Source organism: Chitinophaga sp. Cy-1792 (assembly GCF_011752935.1).
GTDB lineage: Bacteria > Bacteroidota > Bacteroidia > Chitinophagales > Chitinophagaceae > Chitinophaga.
In genome coordinates, this window is the sequence record NZ_VWWO01000001.1 from 3,136,582 (window position 1) to 3,151,585 (window position 15,004).

Here is a 15,004-nt window from a genome sequence, read left to right on the forward strand (position 1 = left end):
AGGATAATAAAAATAGCTGAGATTTTTTTTGAAGAACCGCGACAATACTGTGTATGGTTTACACAAATCAAGATACGTTTACGCAAGCGTTTGCGCTGGAATTACGCAAACGCTTGCGTTGATAGCGCAAGCGTTTGCGTAAAGAAATTGTTAAAACATTTGCGTAAAATAGTGGAGCAATTAATACAGAGGGTAAAACTTCTGACGTAAGAAAAGCAGTTTATTTAGACAGTGAACAGAAAGGCGCATAACAGTGAACAATTAAGCGCCATCAGTTAGAAGAGACCGCATCTTTTCAGGTGCGTACAGTGAACAATGAAGCGTGGTAAGTTACGCAACAGTGAACAATTTTATTTAGAACAATGAACAGTAAGTCAGGTAGCCTTTGCCATGGTAACGCAACTATGGCAGGGTTATCGGCAGTTATGCCCACCACAATATAATCATTTATTTTTTTAGTGAGATACCAGTTTTGATTCGATGATCATTTTTTGATAATCGTTGAGCGCATGTTTTCCGTTGAGAATATCCAGCAGCATGTTGGTGGCTGCCTGTCCCTGCTGATAGGGGAACTGCTCTACGGATGCAGCAGGCGGGAAGGCGGTATATCCGCTTACCGGTGTATTGGCATATGAAACGAAGGTAATGTCCTTGTTTATCTCCAGGTTTTGTTTGAGTGCATATTGAACGGCATCCATGGCTACATAGTCGTTGAAGGTAACCACTGCGGTTACTTTTCTTTTGAGCGACAGCAGGTGTTGCATGGCAGTAGTGGTGCCGGCTGCGGTAAGGTCTGAGTTGACGATCAGTTCAGGGTCATACTTCAGGCGATGTTTGCTGAGTGCCTGTATATAGCCGTTGGTGCGGTCTTTATTGGCCACCATCTGTTCCGGGCCGTTGATCATGCCGATCACGCGATGCCCTTTTTTCAGGAGGAAATCCACTGCTTCTACGGTACCTGATTCCAGGTTGCAGGAAACGCTGTTGATATCGGCGAGGTTGGGGATACGATCGAAGAATACGACCGGGATCCTGGCCTGGCGCAGCATTTCAAAATGTTCGTAGTTGCGGGTGTTTTTGGCGACAGACACAATAATACCATCTACCCGATGGTGTTTCATGCTCTGGATAATTTGTTTTTCACGGGCTTCATCGTCGTGCGACTGCCCGAGGAGTACTGTGTAGTTGTTGCTGTAGGCAGCATCTTCAATACCACTAATAGCACTGGCAAAAAATGCCTCCGAGAGTTCGGGTAGCAAAATACCAATCGTAAAGGTCTTGCCCTGCTGGAAGAAAATCGCTGTCTGATTGCGCTCATATCCCAGTTCTGCGGCCAGTTCCTGCACCCTTGCCTTGGTCCTTAACCCGATACTGTGATGATCGTGTAATGCCCTTGATACGGTAGATACAGAGATATTCAGCCGCTTAGCAATTTCCTTTATTGTCGGTTGACCCGAAGAAACCACCTTTCTCATACATTTCAGCAATTAATGGAAAATAGTTACAGTGAACAAGCTGGCTACTAAGTTCTTATAAATTATAAAAGTTTCCTGCTTATTTGATAATACGCTAAAGTTAGTGAACAGTATTTTAACGAAAATAGTAATAGTTTATAGAACTTGACATATGCCTAAAGCTTTTTATTTAATTGACATCTACTGAAAAATCAGCCACTGAATACTTCAGGCTTCTTATAAATGATCCGGTAAAAGGCGGAAAGAATGAGGTTGTTCCAGCGAGATCTAATACAGTAATTTAGACAGATATATAAATGCAATAATATTTATTTCTTTGCTACTAATCAAAAATTAATGACATTTTAAGAAGATTTTGTTAAGATTAGCCCGCTTCGGCCTGTTATTTGCATATGGAGCATTACCTTCGGGATACCTATAGTCAACGTATTAAGTAAAATTATCAGATTATTTAAAAGTGCATTTTATGAAAATAGAACGTTTTGTCCTGCCTGTGCTTGCAATCAGTACCGTACTGGCATCCTGTTCAGCTCCACGCAAGCTGAGGGAATCTGAGGCAAGAAATGCCCGCCTGGACAGTTTATACCGCAGCACAGCAGCACAACTGAAGAAATGTGATGAAGATGCAGCTCGTGCAGCTGCTGCTTATAAGGATCGTGTTCAAAATATGACCGATCAGCAAGACCAGCTGAAAGCTAACAACAGCCAGATGCTGGAACACCTCAAAGAACTCTCTGTTATCTCCAGCTCTCAGGCAGAAAGCATCAAAAAATCACTGGATAATATCGGTGCAAAAGATGCATACATCAAAGATCTTCAAGGTGCTATCGCCCGCAAAGATTCGCTGAACATGCAGCTGGTACTCAACCTGAAAGGCGCCATCGGTAACCTGGATGATAAAGACATCAACATCAAAGTAGAAAAAGGTGTGGTTTACATCGATATCTCTGATAAACTGCTGTTTAAAAGCGGTAGCTATGATGTAACTGACCGTGCAAAAGATGTACTGGGTAAAGTAGCCAAAGTACTGCTGAACCAGCCTGACATCGAGTTCATGGTGGAAGGTCATACCGATAACGTGCCTTACCGCCCGAACGTACTGCTCGACAACTGGGATCTGTCCGTAAAACGTGCTACTTCCGTTGTTCGTATCCTCCAGAACCAATACGGTATTCCTCCTGCAAGGATGACTGCTGCCGGCCGTTCTGAATTCGTTCCTGTGGCATCCAACGATACACCGGAAGGTAAAGCTGCCAACCGCAGAACCAGAATCGTGATCCTGCCTCAGCTCGACCAGTTCTTCAAACTGCTGGAAAAACCAGGTAACTAATTCAACCCGAACTTCTCTATAAAAAAAGACGTCTGCACATTTGTGCAGACGTCTTTTTTTATATATGTTGAATGAAATCCCGCTATTTAAGCGATTTAATAAATTCATCTGCGTAGGCAATTAATTCTACCAATGCCTTTTCTTCCATCGGATAATGCCCGCCGCCTTCCAGGATTTTTACGGTATATGGCGCCTTAATCCCTTTCATCGATAGCTCACTGAGCTCCAGCGGCGTCCACCTGTCCAGCTCAGGCTGCGTCAATAAAATCGGGCATTTATCATATGCTTCAACGGGTATTGGTAACTTGTAGGTCATATAATCAGCCAGAAACTGCAGTTGCACTTTTGCACCTGCGGATGCATAATCTTTCAGGAAAATTTGCAGGGCTGCCTCGTTATTACACAGGCAATCCATTTTAGAAACATCTTTCATGGCAATGAGCGCTGTCCTGGCTTTGGTTTTGGATAATTTTTCCATGACAGGAATAACCAGCCAGTTGGTGCCATGAAACTTAGCTGTTTTATTGCCCACATATTTATTGTCATTCTGCAGAAAACACATGCCAATCATGCCATGTACTTCATTCATAAAGCAGGAAGCGTTATAGATCAGCATACCGCCTGCGCTGAGCCCGTAAAGAACCGGCTTTTTATAATCCCGCTTTGTTTCTGCATTAACGAAGTCTGCAAACGAATGGACCCAGTCGTTATAGGTGATATCTTTCTGGTTGACTTCCGTCATACCGTAACCGAGGTTGTCCATAGCCACCACATCATAGCCTAATGCAGCCATTTTATGACCGAAAATCATATTAAGCTGCCTTCCGTTGGTACCAACGCCGTGATGCAGGAAAATCCTGTATTCAGCACCTGGATTGGGATAACGGTCGAGGTGCATCTGATTACCATGCCATTCCCAGGTTTCTTCCAGCGGAAGATTGTCCGGCTTGATCTGAAATGCTTCGGGAAGCAATGCATTCAGTGCTGACCATGCTTTATTTGATTGGTAGGATTTCATTTTACTAATATTTATTGCTTGCTAAATGAATTAACAACACAAAGCTATTTTAGGTAAAAATGAAACGGCTTAAATTAATTTAAGAAATGAGTTTTGCCTTTAATTTACTGAGCCAGACAGGGGTAATACCCATAAAACTGGCAATGCTTTGGGCAGGGAAACGCTTGAAAAGAAAGGGGTAATTATGGTAGAGCCAATCCAGGTATTCTTCGCTGGTAAGCCCTAATTGAAAGTTTCGGAATAAATCAATGGTAACAAATAATGCTTCTGTTTTTTCATTATAAAACTGCAGCAGTTTTAAATTGTTTTTCATGACGTTCATCAGTATATCAAAATGGATGGCTATTACGACAGCTGCCTCATTGGCAATAATTTCATAGTTGGTTTTGCTGTGAAGATATACGGTATCGTAGGATTTAAAGAACTCGCAGAAGCTTTCTGTATGGAACATGACGGTTTTTTCTTCCCCGCGGGAAGTAATGATGTTGCGAATAAAGCTTCCTGTCGCAATCCAGTAAATTTTTCTGTTGGAAGATTGAAATGCAATGAGCGTTTCTCCTTTCTTCAGCGTTAGTACTTCACATTTTTCTCTCAGAAGCAGCGAGAGTTGCTGATCATCCGCAGCCAGCATTTGTATAAGTGCATCTACGTAATCGCTATCTTTCATGAGATCATACTTTAACCATTATGAGCTACGATGCCGCGCAGCATACCGGGAAAAATAAAACCATGAAATGGCCAGACGCTGGCCCAGTATATATCTCCGAAAACAGACCCCGGCACATATATTGCCGTTTGTACTATTTTATTGTCTTTCAGCTGAAAGTGCAGCCAGGCTTCACCGGGCATCTTCATTTCGGCTTTCAGCAACAATATATCTGACGCTTTATTTGCTTCCAGTACCCGCCATACATCTACATGATCACCTGCCTGTAAAGCAGTAGGATGGACCCTTCCGCGTTTCAGTCCGGGGCCGCCGGCCAGCTGGTCCATCCAGCCGCGGAGCTGCCATAGCCAGTCGCCATAGTACCATCCCTGGTGGCCGCCGATTGCAAAAAAATTGGCGCTAACCCTTTCCCTGTCTGTATCCGCGATGGTCATCTCCCGGATATCTTTATAAAATCTTCTTTGACGGATATATGTATCCCAGTATTTTAAATCCATTTGCACCAGCTGCCTGTTTTTGCAGGCGCAAGTTAAGAAATACCGGCCTATCCGTGCCATACGCCCAGGAGCCGGCGTAATGCAACAATTTCTCCTACATGATAGCTATTATGATCGATGATCAGCAGGGCTTCCCGGAAGAGGTGCTGTCCGTCGCCATGGGCAAAGGGTTCAAAGAGTTTTGCGTCAGGGGCTTCCAGCAGGGCAATAAATGCATGGAGGTCTTCTTTGATCTCGTGAATACATTTTTTCCAGGCATCTTCATTTTTGGGCGCCCGTTCTTTTGGCCAGTAGTCGTGCGGCCAGCTGAGTTCTTTGTAATGCGGGTTCCTGGAGAAATCCAGGATGTCCCACTGTGTCATACGGATATGGCCTACCAGCTGCCAGATGCTGTAGGGCATATTTTCCGGCACTTCGCCGCGTTTTTCTGCCGGAAGGTTACGTATGGCTTCTTCAAAGGTTACATGTGCATTGCCTTTCAGCAGTTCGTCGCGGAGCGATTGTACTATCAGTTTAGTATCGTACATAGTTGTTGGATTTTTATTGCTCGCAAAGATGCAAAGGAAGGCCTTCGGCCTTAAAGTTCGCCTGCGGCGGGCTTTCTCGCCAAGCAGCATAAGCAGCAGAGCAGCAAATACCTGCGTTTTGTTGTTTATAAGGCCTGTGTTTTATTGTTTGGGTCTCTATAGAAGTACCATAATTAATAAAACATAATCCTTTGCTTCTTTGCCGCTTATGCTGCTTTGCGAGAGAAAAAACGCCGAAGGCGAGTTTGCGAAAAACTGCTTGCTTTGCATGAAAAACGTCAAACAGCCTGCCACAGACAATCGGAGAACCAGTTACGCTGGTCGCGGAATTCCGCTACAGGAGCAAATCCACCAAAAGCCGCCAGCTGATTGATTTCTACAGGATCATATTTTTGTGAAATCTCCATGTAGATAGGTTCATTTTCCCGGAAGGGAATGGTAACGTCGTCGCCTATATGAACCTGTTGTGCGCATAAGCTGATCAGGTAACTTTTGCAGGAACCTGATTGCGGATCATAAGTAGGGAAATGTTCGAATTTACTGGTGTCGAAATCGGCCTGCAATTCTCTGTTGATGCGTCTTAGCAGGTTGAAGTTGAATTCTCTGGTGATTCCTGCGCTGTCATTATATGCATGCAGAATTAATTGCGGGTGTTTCTTCAGGTCGAAACCTGTGAGCAGTAAATCGCCGCTTTGCAGGTGCTGCCGCAATTGCTGACAGAAGCTGCGTGCCGCTGCGGGTGAGAAGTTACCGATATTGCCTCCCATGAATAACAGGATTTTTCTCCTGGAAGATATGGTGGAAGCATATTTCAACATCTCGAAATATTCTCCTTGCAATCCGCGGAAACTGAGCTGTGGCAGTTGTTGCGGCAAACTGCTGTTGAGGAGCTGAATAACATTTCCTGAAATGTCTATAGGATAGTACGTATAGTCGGTGCCGTTATCTATCAGCTGTTGCAGCAGGTGTATAGATTTAGATGCATCGCCGGCACCCAGTTCGATGACATCGTAATCGGCGGCGTACTTGCTGAAAGCCGCTGCTATGGCGGCAGACTGCTGTGTCATAATCTCCATTTCACAGCCTGTCAGGTAATATTCAGGACATTGCATGATTTGCTGAAATAGTTCATCGCCGGCGGCATCATAGAAGTATTTCGGGTCCAGGTATTTTTGTTGTGCCCGTAGTCCCTGTACTACATCGTGGTAGAAGGAGCTTGCGGGACGTGTCCGGAAAACGTTTGCTGGTGTGGAAATTACAGTTAATTGTGCCATAAATCATGTTTGAAATCATGAATGAAATAATTAGCCTTTTGCAAGTCTTATTCCTGTAAACTGCCACCGTAGCGGTGGATGAAAAAAGTTGCGGTATGTAATCCTGCTATGATCAGGAGGTGTTACCTCAGAGGCGCCTCTCAGCACCATCTGATTTACCATGAATTTTCCGTTGTATTCTCCGATGGCACCAGGTGCCTTGGTGAAGCCAGGGTAGGGGAGGTACGCGCTTTCTGTCCATTCCCAGCGGCGTCCCCATTCGAATTTGTCAGCTGCTACTTCCCATTCAGCTTCTGTTGGAAGCCGTAACCCTTTCCAGGCGGCATATGCGGTGGCCTCGTAATAGCTGATATGACATACGGGCGTCTCCGGGTCCAGTGGCTGCAAGCCTTGCCAGGTGTAACAATGCCACTTTTCATCTATCTGGTACCAGTACATCGGGCACCTGATTTCATTGTGTTTTACCCAGTCCCAGCCCTCTGCATGCCAGTATTTAAAGTCCTGGTAACCGCCACTGTTAATGAATTCCAGGTATTCGGCATTGGTCACCAGCGCTGAGCTGATGGCGTATTCATGCAGGTAGACTTTATGTCTGCCTAACTCATTATCAAAACAAAATCCATCTCCCTGGAAACCTATTTCGTATATCCCTGCGGGTATGGTAATCCAGTTGGCCGGAGTGGCCGGGATACCCTGGCTGTTCCTCGTTTCATCATACGGGGGCATCAGTGGATTGTGGCCGAGTATATATTTGATATCGGTGTACAGTAATTCCTGGTGTTGTTCCTCATGATTAAGACCCAGCGTAATCAAAGCTTTGAGATCTGCTTCCAGTGGCCCGCTCAGGAATTTTTCCATGGCGGCATCCACATGGCGGCGGTACCGCATTACGTCTTCTACGGCGGGGCGGCTCAGATTACCACGGTCTGTACGGATAACGCGGGCGCCCACAGATTCGTAGTAACTGTTGAAAACAAAATTGTACTGCGGATCGAATTCCGTGTAGCCGGGAGCATTAGGAAGCAGGATGAAAGTCTCAAAAAACCAGGTGGTATGGCCCAGGTGCCACTTCGGCGGACTCACATCTACAACGGGTTGTACTACGTAGTCCTCCGTTTTCAGCGGCCGGCAGATATATTCAGAACGTGATCTTACAGTTTTATATTTTTCGAGCAAAGCCATACAGATTATTTTTTCATATAACGAGATAAATCGGAAATAGTGTGAATATTCAGTTTATCAGCCTGTTCCTTGCGCATCATCAAAGCATATGTATTATTGAAGCCGATCGGTTTTAACCATTTGATCTGGTATTTTTTCTCAAATTCGCTGCTTACATAATCAAATACCTGCTGACTGCTGCTGATAATCCGGTCGGTAACGGTGTCGGGCGCCTGAAGGATAACCAGCAAACCTGTACCGCTATATTCCGGATACAAGTCAAGCTGATTATTGTTCAATGCTTCGAAACAAATTTTTGTGCCGCCGAGTCCCAGTTTGGTACTTACTTCCAGGTCGGTATTTCCTTCTATCAGCATTTTGTACATATTGGCAAGGATATAGCCGTCGCCGAATATTTTACAGCCGATGGTGATAGTGCCTTTATTGCCTTTGCGGGCGGGTTTCCAGAGATTTTTAGCCGTAAGGAAATCCTTTGCCACTTTTTCCGGACTATATTTCAGGAAATCCACCTGATAGTTCAATGCCGTCATTATGCTATCATTAATTGTACCAGCCAGTTGATCGAGTACGGGTTCCAGTTCCGGGTATTGCTGTAAGGTGGCATTGCGCACGATGGGTGCGGCATAATAGGGCGGGAAGATATGTTTATCATCTTCCAGTACGGCCAGATTAAAAGCTTTTACCCGCCCATCGGTGCTACTTCCGCTGATAACGTCCACCTTTTTTTCATAGGCGGCATTGTACATGATCATGTCGCTGATGACAAGTGTGTGTATGTGTAGCCCGTAAATTGCTTTAAGCCCGATGTCGCCGTCGCGGCGTCCCATGAATTCCGGCGTGAAACCTGCTGTCAGCTTGCTGTCTGTAGATGGTATAAGATAGAAAGATGATAGGCCGAATATCAGCAGGGGTAAAGCGTATAGTCGCCACCGTGAACCGCTGATCCTTGATTTTTGTAACAGGGAAATGAGCCAGTCGAACAGGATGGCCAGTAATGCGGCTGGTATGGCGCCGGCAAGGATCATATTGGTATTGTTCAGTGCGATACCGCCAAATATGAATTCGCCGAGTCCGCCGGCAGCGATGTAAGCCGCCAGGGTGGCTACGCCCACGTTGATTACCGTAGCGGTGCGGATGCCTGCGAGGATAACAGGCATGGCCAGTGGCAGCTGTACTTTCAGTAACAGCTGGCGGTCGCTCATACCCATGCCGGTAGCGGCTTCCGTGACGGCTGGGTCCACTCCTTTAATGCCGGTATAGGTATTGCGGATGATGGGTAGTAAAGCATATAGGAATAACGCCACTATGGCCGGTTTGGGGCCTATTCCCAGCAGCGGTATCATAAAACCGAGCAGTGCAATGCTGGGAATGGTTTGTAGTACGCCGGCAATACCCAGCACAGGCGCTGCCAGTCGCTTCCGGCGGGTGATCAGGATGCCGGCCGGCAGGCCGATGGCGATGGCTATCAGCACGGATATGAAGGTGAGTCCGGTATGCGTGATGGTTTGTTCCAGCAGCTTACCTGATTCCTGTTGTATGAAGGAGAAAAATCCTGGTGTTGCTTCCATGGCCATTAATGTTTTTTAAATGAGTGAAGGCCATCCATGATGCTGCTGGCGGTGATAGGTTTGGAAAGAGTGCCGGAACGTGCTACCACATTGCCTTTACCGAGTAGCGACAAGGCCTCCCAGCAGTTGGTGCTGGCAGGAACTTCGCGGTAGCTGTCGGGGATATCCGTCAGTGGAATAAATTGCCAGATATCCTGGAGGTGCAGCACGGAAAGCTCCAGCTGTAGCCGCTGACCATCGAAGAAGTTACGTACAAAATCGTTGTGTGGCCGGAAAAGCAACTCAATAGGAGAGCCGATCTGCTGGATACGTCCTTCGTTCATCAGGCAGATGCGATGGCCTAGTTCAAGGGCTTCTTCAATGTCGTGGGTCACCAGGACAACCGTTTTTTTATGTAGTTCGTCCAGTGTTTTAAATTCTTTTCGTACACCCGATCGCGTGAGTGGGTCCAAGGCGCCGAAGGGTTCGTCCATCAGGAGTACCGGTGGGTCTGCGGCGAGTGCCCTTGCCAGTCCGACGCGTTGTTGCTGGCCACCGCTGAGTTGTGCTGGGTATACGTCTGCATAGGTATCCGGATTTAATTTCAGTTTATGCATGAGGGAGATACAGCGTTCCCGGGTTTTGTCGTCGTCCCATCCCAGTAGCTGTGGTACGGTGCTGATATTTTCCAGTACGGTATAATGTGGGAAGAGGCCATTGTTTTGCATGACATAACCCATGCCCTTGCGTAGGGTGGTAGGCGGGATGGTGCTGGTGTCGGCACCATCAATGAAAATGTTGCCGGCAGAGGGTTCCAGGAGTCGGTTGATCATGCGGAGGGTAGTGGTTTTACCACAGCCGCTGGTGCCTAACAGTACCAGGATTTCACCTGCCTGTACTTCAAAGGAAATATCGTCTACTGCATTTTTTCCGTTATCAAAAATTTTGCTGACATGTGTTAATTGGATCATCCGGACAATAGGATTGATGAGGAATTATTTACCCAAAGCGGGTTTTATTTTTCCAGTGTTAAGAACAGGTTATTTAAAGATTCGGCATATAGTGGATGGGCGAAAATCATCTGGCTCAGCTGGCGTGCGGTGATGTCGCCTGCCATGGCCAGTTGCAGCATAGACATGATTTCTCCGCCCTGGTCGCCGATGACGGCGGCGCCGAGGATTTTGTCTGTAGCCGCATGTACGATGGCTTTCATAAAACCTGTTGTCAGTCCGGTTTCTATGGCCCTGGCTACTTTGTTCATGCCTAATTTGGCTACTTTAATAGGGTAGCCTGCCTGTACGGCTTCTTTTTCGGACAGGCCGATGCGGCCCAGCTGCGGGTCGGTAAACATGCAGTAGGGAATGGGCCTTGTACGGATAGATTCATGTTTGTTTTCGAAGATATTATGGTATACAATCAGATGATCATTGTACGACATATGTGTAAATGCGGGGCCGGGTTTTACATCGCCGAGGGCGTAGATGCCCGGGCAGGTGGTTTCCAGGAAATCATTTACCTGTATGAAGCCGTGATCATCTGTGGTGACATTGGTTTTACTGAGCTGAAGGCCGGCAGATTGCGGCTTGCGGCCGGTGGCTACCAGCAGATGCGTGCCGGTAATAGTTTTCCGGGTATTGCCGGCAATGATATTCAGGCTGATGGTACCGTTGTCATAGCTGATGCTATCGGGATGGGCAGAGAGGTGGATATCCAGGCCTTCCGTTTCCAGGAATTTTTTCACGGTAGCGGCTACATCTTCGTCTTCCCTTGACATCAGGTGTATGCCGGGTTCTACGATGGTAACGTTACTGCCTAAACGATGATAGAGCTGCCCCAGTTCCAGGCCTATATAGCTGCCTCCCAGCACAATCAGTTCTTCCGGTACTTCCATCTGGTCGAGAATAGTGGTGGAGGTCAGGAAGGGAACGGTGTCTATACCCGGAATATCAGGAATGATGGTGGTAGCGCCGGTATTGATAAAGATTTTGTCTGCTTCAATTTCTACATTACCGCCATCCAGCTTGTTGATCATGACTTTTTTAAGACCGGAGAAAGCAGCGGTACCCATGAAGAGCTTTATTTCCGGTTTGTTATCGAAACCACGTAGTATGGAATTCCTGAAGTTTTGTACGATTTCATTTTTGCGGTGTACGATAAACGGCAGGTCTATTTCCATGGAGCTATGATCTACGGAGATACCCCAGCGCTGACTGTTCCGGATGGCTTCTGCTACTTTTGCGCAGGCAATCATGGCTTTGGTGGGGGTACAGCCGTCGTTGATACAGGTACCGCCCAGGGCACGCTTTTCAATAATGGCAGTTTTCAGTCCTTTTGCGGCAAGCTTGCTTGCCAGCGGATTTCCAGCCTGGCCTGATCCTATAATGATAGCGTCAAATTTTTCCATGGCTAATTTTTTTCCCGCTAAGCGGCATAAACAGTCTCTACTCAGTAGAGACAAAGGATGATGTTATGTCGTTTATACGTTATTGTTATTCGTTAGTTAGAGAAAACAGAATAAGTTCGAAAATGTTGGAAAGCGTGATTCAGGATTAATCAAAAAGCATACGAAAGTTATATAAAACAGGTCAGAATCTCTTATTAAATCTCCTAAACACAAAATAAGCATCTACACAGGCGTTTAACGGTGTTTTGCGAGAAAAAGCCTAACTTTGCACCCTCAAAAATTCAGCATTCTGGTGAAAATTGATAACATAACGCTCCCTGATTTTCCGCTGTTACTGGCTCCTATGGAGGATGTCAGTGACCCGCCATTCCGTGTGGTATGCAAAGAAAACGGGGCTGATCTGATGTATACGGAATTTATTTCAAGTGATGGACTGATCCGTGATGCCATCAAGTGTCGCCGCAAGCTGGATTTCTTTGAATTTGAACGACCTATAGGTATTCAGATATTTGGAGGTGATGAAGACAGTCTGGCCATGGCGGCTAAGATTGTGGATGTCACTAATCCGGACCTGCTGGACATCAATTTCGGTTGTCCGGTGAAAAAAGTAGCAGGCAGGGGTGCCGGTGCAGGTGTATTGAAAGATTTAGACCTGATGGTAAAGCTTACGGAGGCTTGCGTAAAGGCCACAAAGCTGCCCGTTACGGTCAAAACCCGCCTGGGATGGGATGATGATACCAAAAATATAGAAGAGGTGGCAGAAAGGCTGCAGGATGTCGGGATTAAAGCCCTGGCTATCCACGGCCGCACCCGTTGCCAGATGTACAAAGGAGAAGCAGACTGGACGCTGATCGGAAAAGTGAAGAATAACCCACGTATCCATATCCCGATTATCGGAAATGGCGATATCAATACACCGCAAAAAGCGCTGGAGTATAAAAACCGCTACGGTGTTGACGGCATCATGATTGGCCGTGCTGCCATTCACTACCCGTGGATATTCCGTGAGATCAAACATTATATACAAACAGGTGAACTGATGGCAGGTCCGACACTGGAAGAACGTATCGCCGTAAGTAAAAAGCACCTGCACGAATCTATAAAGTGGAAAGGTCCGGTACAAGGTATCAATGAAATGCGTGGCTGCTATGCCGGCTATCTGAAAGGACTGCCGGAAATAAAACAGTTCAGAAGCAGGCTGGTAACCCTGAAAACGGAAGAAGAAGTGGTGGCCGTACTGGACGAAATTGAAGCCTACTACAAAGGCATTGAGCTGCAACGCCAGGAAATAGAGCTGATAGACTACCATCAGAATTGCCCTTTATAGGCAGATACAGGTAAATCTTAATTTTAGAAATAAATGGAATGGATCAGGGAACAAGCCTTGGTCCATTTTTGTTATATTCGTAATAAGGTTGTCCGTGTGCGATTTGTCTACCATTAAATTCCCCCTACGCATGTTTAGATTTAAGACCCTGATGGTTGCAGCTGTATGTATAGCAGCAGTTTCCTGTACTTATCCTTCTGAAAAGCACGACCCGCTTACCAATAGCAGTACCCAGATCCCCGATAGTACCTTCCGGTATGAAGTCCGCTTCCGTGATCAGCAACAGATAGAAAAAGTCATTTATAGTTTTGCAGAAAATTTTGATAATGTGAAACTGGAGAGATGCCTGGAATATATGGACGATAGCATCAGCGGTGAAATAGACGGCGTGGTACTCCATGGTAAAACACATTTCTCTGACCGTATCTTTGACCTGGCCGCCAGTGTGAAAGATGCACATTTTCAGCAACGTCACCTGCTGTCGAATATGCAGTTCGAAGCCACCACCAACGATACCGTAAAAGTAAGTATGTATTGTGCCAATGTCTGGACAGACCTCAAAAGCGGTGAGATAGACCTGCTCAGTGTAGGTTATTATAAAGGCAAGATGGTAAAGAAAAACGACAAATGGCTGATCGCCACTTTGAATTCATTACCCGATAGCAGACTGGTAAAGCGTTTTTATAACCTTCCACTGGATTCTGTCAACAAAAAACAGCCACTATAGCGCGTTATTATTTTTCTGATAATGCCTATTATATCAGGAATAATACATTTAAAAAACCGGAACTATCTTTGTAGTGAGTGCGCAATTATTAATTGTGGAGATTTTAAGAAGCAAAAGAAAATTTTATGAAAATTACAGACATTAAAGGAACAGTACAACTTGCAAACGGTGTTCAGATGCCATATTTCGGATTGGGCGTATGGAGAACCAACGAAGGACAAGAGGTGATTGATGCAGTGAAGTATGCACTGAACGCAGGTTACCGTCATATTGATACAGCAGCGGTTTATGGCAATGAAGAAGGTGTAGGTACCGCTATTGCCAATCATGCAACAGACAGAAAAGATATCTTCATCACTACGAAAGTTTGGAATGCCGACCAGGGATATGATACTACCATCAAAGCATTCGAAACATCTTTATCTAAACTGAAAACAGATTACCTGGATCTTTACCTGATCCACTGGCCGGTAAAAGGAAAGTATAAAGAAACCTGGCGCGCACTGGAAACACTGTATGCTGAAGGTCGTGTAAAAGCAATTGGTGTCAGCAACTTCCTGCAACATCAGCTGGAAGACCTGATGCAGGGCGCTAAAGTAATACCAATGGTAGACCAGCTGGAATTCCATCCACGTTTGGTGCAGCCATCCTTACTGGATTTCACCAGACAACACAACATCCAGTATGAGGCCTGGAGCCCGCTGATGCAGGGTGGTATCTTCGATATTCCTGAGCTGAAAGAACTGGCGCAGAAATATGCAGTTTCTGTTGCACAGCTGGTATTAAGATGGGACCTGCAGAAAGGCGTGGTGACCATTCCAAAAAGCATTCAGCAGAAAAGAATTGCAGACAATGCCAATGTCTTCGGATTTGAAATTTCTGCGGAAGATATAGCAGCGATTGATGCGCTGGACAAAGGTACCCGCGTAGGTCCTGATCCGGATAACTTCAATTTCTAGTGCTATAAAGATCAATGATTTGCAGGCCGGTCTCTACCCAGTAGAGACCGGCTTTTTTTATGGTATCATC

14 protein-coding genes are annotated in these 15,004 nt (G+C 45.9%); 4 read left to right on the forward strand and 10 right to left on the reverse strand.

Features of this window, described 5'->3' with window-relative positions:
- Nucleotides 1-455: 455 nt before the first annotated feature.
- Complete coding sequence (locus F3J22_RS12765) at nucleotides 456-1,475, reverse strand: LacI family DNA-binding transcriptional regulator (RefSeq protein ID WP_167017697.1); 1,020 nt, start codon at nucleotides 1,473-1,475, stop codon at nucleotides 456-458.
- Nucleotides 1,476-1,941: 466 nt separating this feature from the next.
- Here F3J22_RS12765 and F3J22_RS12770 point away from each other — a divergent pair, with 466 nt between their 5' ends.
- Nucleotides 1,942-2,805 carry an OmpA family protein gene (locus tag F3J22_RS12770; RefSeq protein ID WP_167017699.1) on the forward strand — a complete coding sequence of 288 codons (864 nt, stop codon included), beginning with the start codon at nucleotides 1,942-1,944 and terminating at the stop codon, nucleotides 2,803-2,805.
- Between the two features lie 82 nt (nucleotides 2,806-2,887).
- Here the strand turns inward: F3J22_RS12770 and F3J22_RS12775 are convergent, their stop codons facing one another.
- From F3J22_RS12775 to F3J22_RS12815, 9 genes are all read right to left on the reverse strand, one after another.
- Nucleotides 2,888-3,823 (reverse strand): alpha/beta hydrolase, encoded by a 936-nt coding sequence (locus F3J22_RS12775; RefSeq protein WP_167017701.1) that lies wholly within the window; start codon nucleotides 3,821-3,823, stop codon nucleotides 2,888-2,890.
- Nucleotides 3,824-3,902: 79 nt separating this feature from the next.
- The gene (locus F3J22_RS12780) at nucleotides 3,903-4,490 is read right to left on the reverse strand and encodes a Crp/Fnr family transcriptional regulator (RefSeq protein WP_167017703.1); all 588 of its coding nucleotides are present in this window, start codon (nucleotides 4,488-4,490) and stop codon (nucleotides 3,903-3,905) included.
- Nucleotides 4,491-4,501: 11 nt separating this feature from the next.
- Nucleotides 4,502-4,987 (reverse strand): DUF2867 domain-containing protein, encoded by a 486-nt coding sequence (locus F3J22_RS12785; protein WP_205195198.1) that lies wholly within the window; start codon nucleotides 4,985-4,987, stop codon nucleotides 4,502-4,504.
- 47 nt (nucleotides 4,988-5,034) lie between these two features.
- On the reverse strand, nucleotides 5,035-5,514 hold the full coding sequence (locus tag F3J22_RS12790; protein WP_167017707.1) for a DinB family protein: 480 nt from the start codon (nucleotides 5,512-5,514) through the stop codon (nucleotides 5,035-5,037).
- Between the two features lie 278 nt (nucleotides 5,515-5,792).
- A complete protein-coding gene (locus tag F3J22_RS12795; protein ID WP_167017710.1) occupies nucleotides 5,793-6,788 on the reverse strand; it encodes an L-histidine N(alpha)-methyltransferase in 996 nt (331 codons plus the stop codon).
- Between the two features lie 30 nt (nucleotides 6,789-6,818).
- The gene (egtB, locus tag F3J22_RS12800; protein WP_167017712.1) at nucleotides 6,819-7,970 is read right to left on the reverse strand and encodes an ergothioneine biosynthesis protein EgtB; all 1,152 of its coding nucleotides are present in this window, start codon (nucleotides 7,968-7,970) and stop codon (nucleotides 6,819-6,821) included.
- A 5-nt stretch (nucleotides 7,971-7,975) separates the two neighbouring features.
- Nucleotides 7,976-9,538: an ABC transporter permease/substrate-binding protein gene (locus F3J22_RS12805; protein WP_167017714.1), complete on the reverse strand. Its 1,563-nt coding sequence runs from the start codon at nucleotides 9,536-9,538 to the stop codon at nucleotides 7,976-7,978.
- A gap of 5 nt (nucleotides 9,539-9,543) precedes the next feature.
- Entirely contained in the window at nucleotides 9,544-10,488 is a 945-nt protein-coding gene (locus tag F3J22_RS12810) for an ABC transporter ATP-binding protein (protein WP_167017716.1), read from the reverse strand.
- A 44-nt stretch (nucleotides 10,489-10,532) separates the two neighbouring features.
- Nucleotides 10,533-11,921: a mercuric reductase gene (locus F3J22_RS12815; protein WP_167017718.1), complete on the reverse strand. Its 1,389-nt coding sequence runs from the start codon at nucleotides 11,919-11,921 to the stop codon at nucleotides 10,533-10,535.
- Between the two features lie 289 nt (nucleotides 11,922-12,210).
- Between F3J22_RS12815 and dusB the strand changes: the two genes are divergently transcribed.
- From dusB to F3J22_RS12830, 3 genes are all read left to right on the forward strand, one after another.
- On the forward strand, nucleotides 12,211-13,248 hold the full coding sequence (gene dusB / locus F3J22_RS12820) for a tRNA dihydrouridine synthase DusB (RefSeq protein WP_167018440.1): 1,038 nt from the start codon (nucleotides 12,211-12,213) through the stop codon (nucleotides 13,246-13,248).
- A 130-nt stretch (nucleotides 13,249-13,378) separates the two neighbouring features.
- Complete coding sequence (locus tag F3J22_RS12825) at nucleotides 13,379-13,975, forward strand: nuclear transport factor 2 family protein (protein ID WP_167017721.1); 597 nt, start codon at nucleotides 13,379-13,381, stop codon at nucleotides 13,973-13,975.
- 125 nt (nucleotides 13,976-14,100) lie between these two features.
- Nucleotides 14,101-14,934, forward strand: a complete 834-nt coding sequence (locus F3J22_RS12830; protein WP_167017723.1) for an aldo/keto reductase — start codon at nucleotides 14,101-14,103, stop codon at nucleotides 14,932-14,934.
- Nucleotides 14,935-15,004: the final 70 nt, after the last annotated feature.

Bases quoted from the DNA above. Each gene is read 5' to 3' on its own strand.
- F3J22_RS12765 (WP_167017697.1), bottom strand. From the start codon at position 1,475: ATGAGAAAGGTGGTTTCTTCGGGTCAACCGACAATAAAGGAAATTGCT.
- F3J22_RS12770 (WP_167017699.1), top strand. From the start codon at position 1,942: ATGAAAATAGAACGTTTTGTCCTGCCTGTGCTTGCAATCAGTACCGTA.
- F3J22_RS12775 (WP_167017701.1), bottom strand. From the start codon at position 3,823: ATGAAATCCTACCAATCAAATAAAGCATGGTCAGCACTGAATGCATTG.
- F3J22_RS12780 (WP_167017703.1), bottom strand. From the start codon at position 4,490: ATGAAAGATAGCGATTACGTAGATGCACTTATACAAATGCTGGCTGCG.
- F3J22_RS12785 (WP_205195198.1), bottom strand. From the start codon at position 4,987: ATGGATTTAAAATACTGGGATACATATATCCGTCAAAGAAGATTTTAT.
- F3J22_RS12790 (WP_167017707.1), bottom strand. From the start codon at position 5,514: ATGTACGATACTAAACTGATAGTACAATCGCTCCGCGACGAACTGCTG.
- F3J22_RS12795 (WP_167017710.1), bottom strand. From the start codon at position 6,788: ATGGCACAATTAACTGTAATTTCCACACCAGCAAACGTTTTCCGGACA.
- egtB (WP_167017712.1), bottom strand. From the start codon at position 7,970: ATGGCTTTGCTCGAAAAATATAAAACTGTAAGATCACGTTCTGAATAT.
- F3J22_RS12805 (WP_167017714.1), bottom strand. From the start codon at position 9,538: ATGGAAGCAACACCAGGATTTTTCTCCTTCATACAACAGGAATCAGGT.
- F3J22_RS12810 (WP_167017716.1), bottom strand. From the start codon at position 10,488: ATGATCCAATTAACACATGTCAGCAAAATTTTTGATAACGGAAAAAAT.
- F3J22_RS12815 (WP_167017718.1), bottom strand. From the start codon at position 11,921: ATGGAAAAATTTGACGCTATCATTATAGGATCAGGCCAGGCTGGAAAT.
- F3J22_RS12825 (WP_167017721.1), top strand. From the start codon at position 13,379: ATGTTTAGATTTAAGACCCTGATGGTTGCAGCTGTATGTATAGCAGCA.
- F3J22_RS12830 (WP_167017723.1), top strand. From the start codon at position 14,101: ATGAAAATTACAGACATTAAAGGAACAGTACAACTTGCAAACGGTGTT.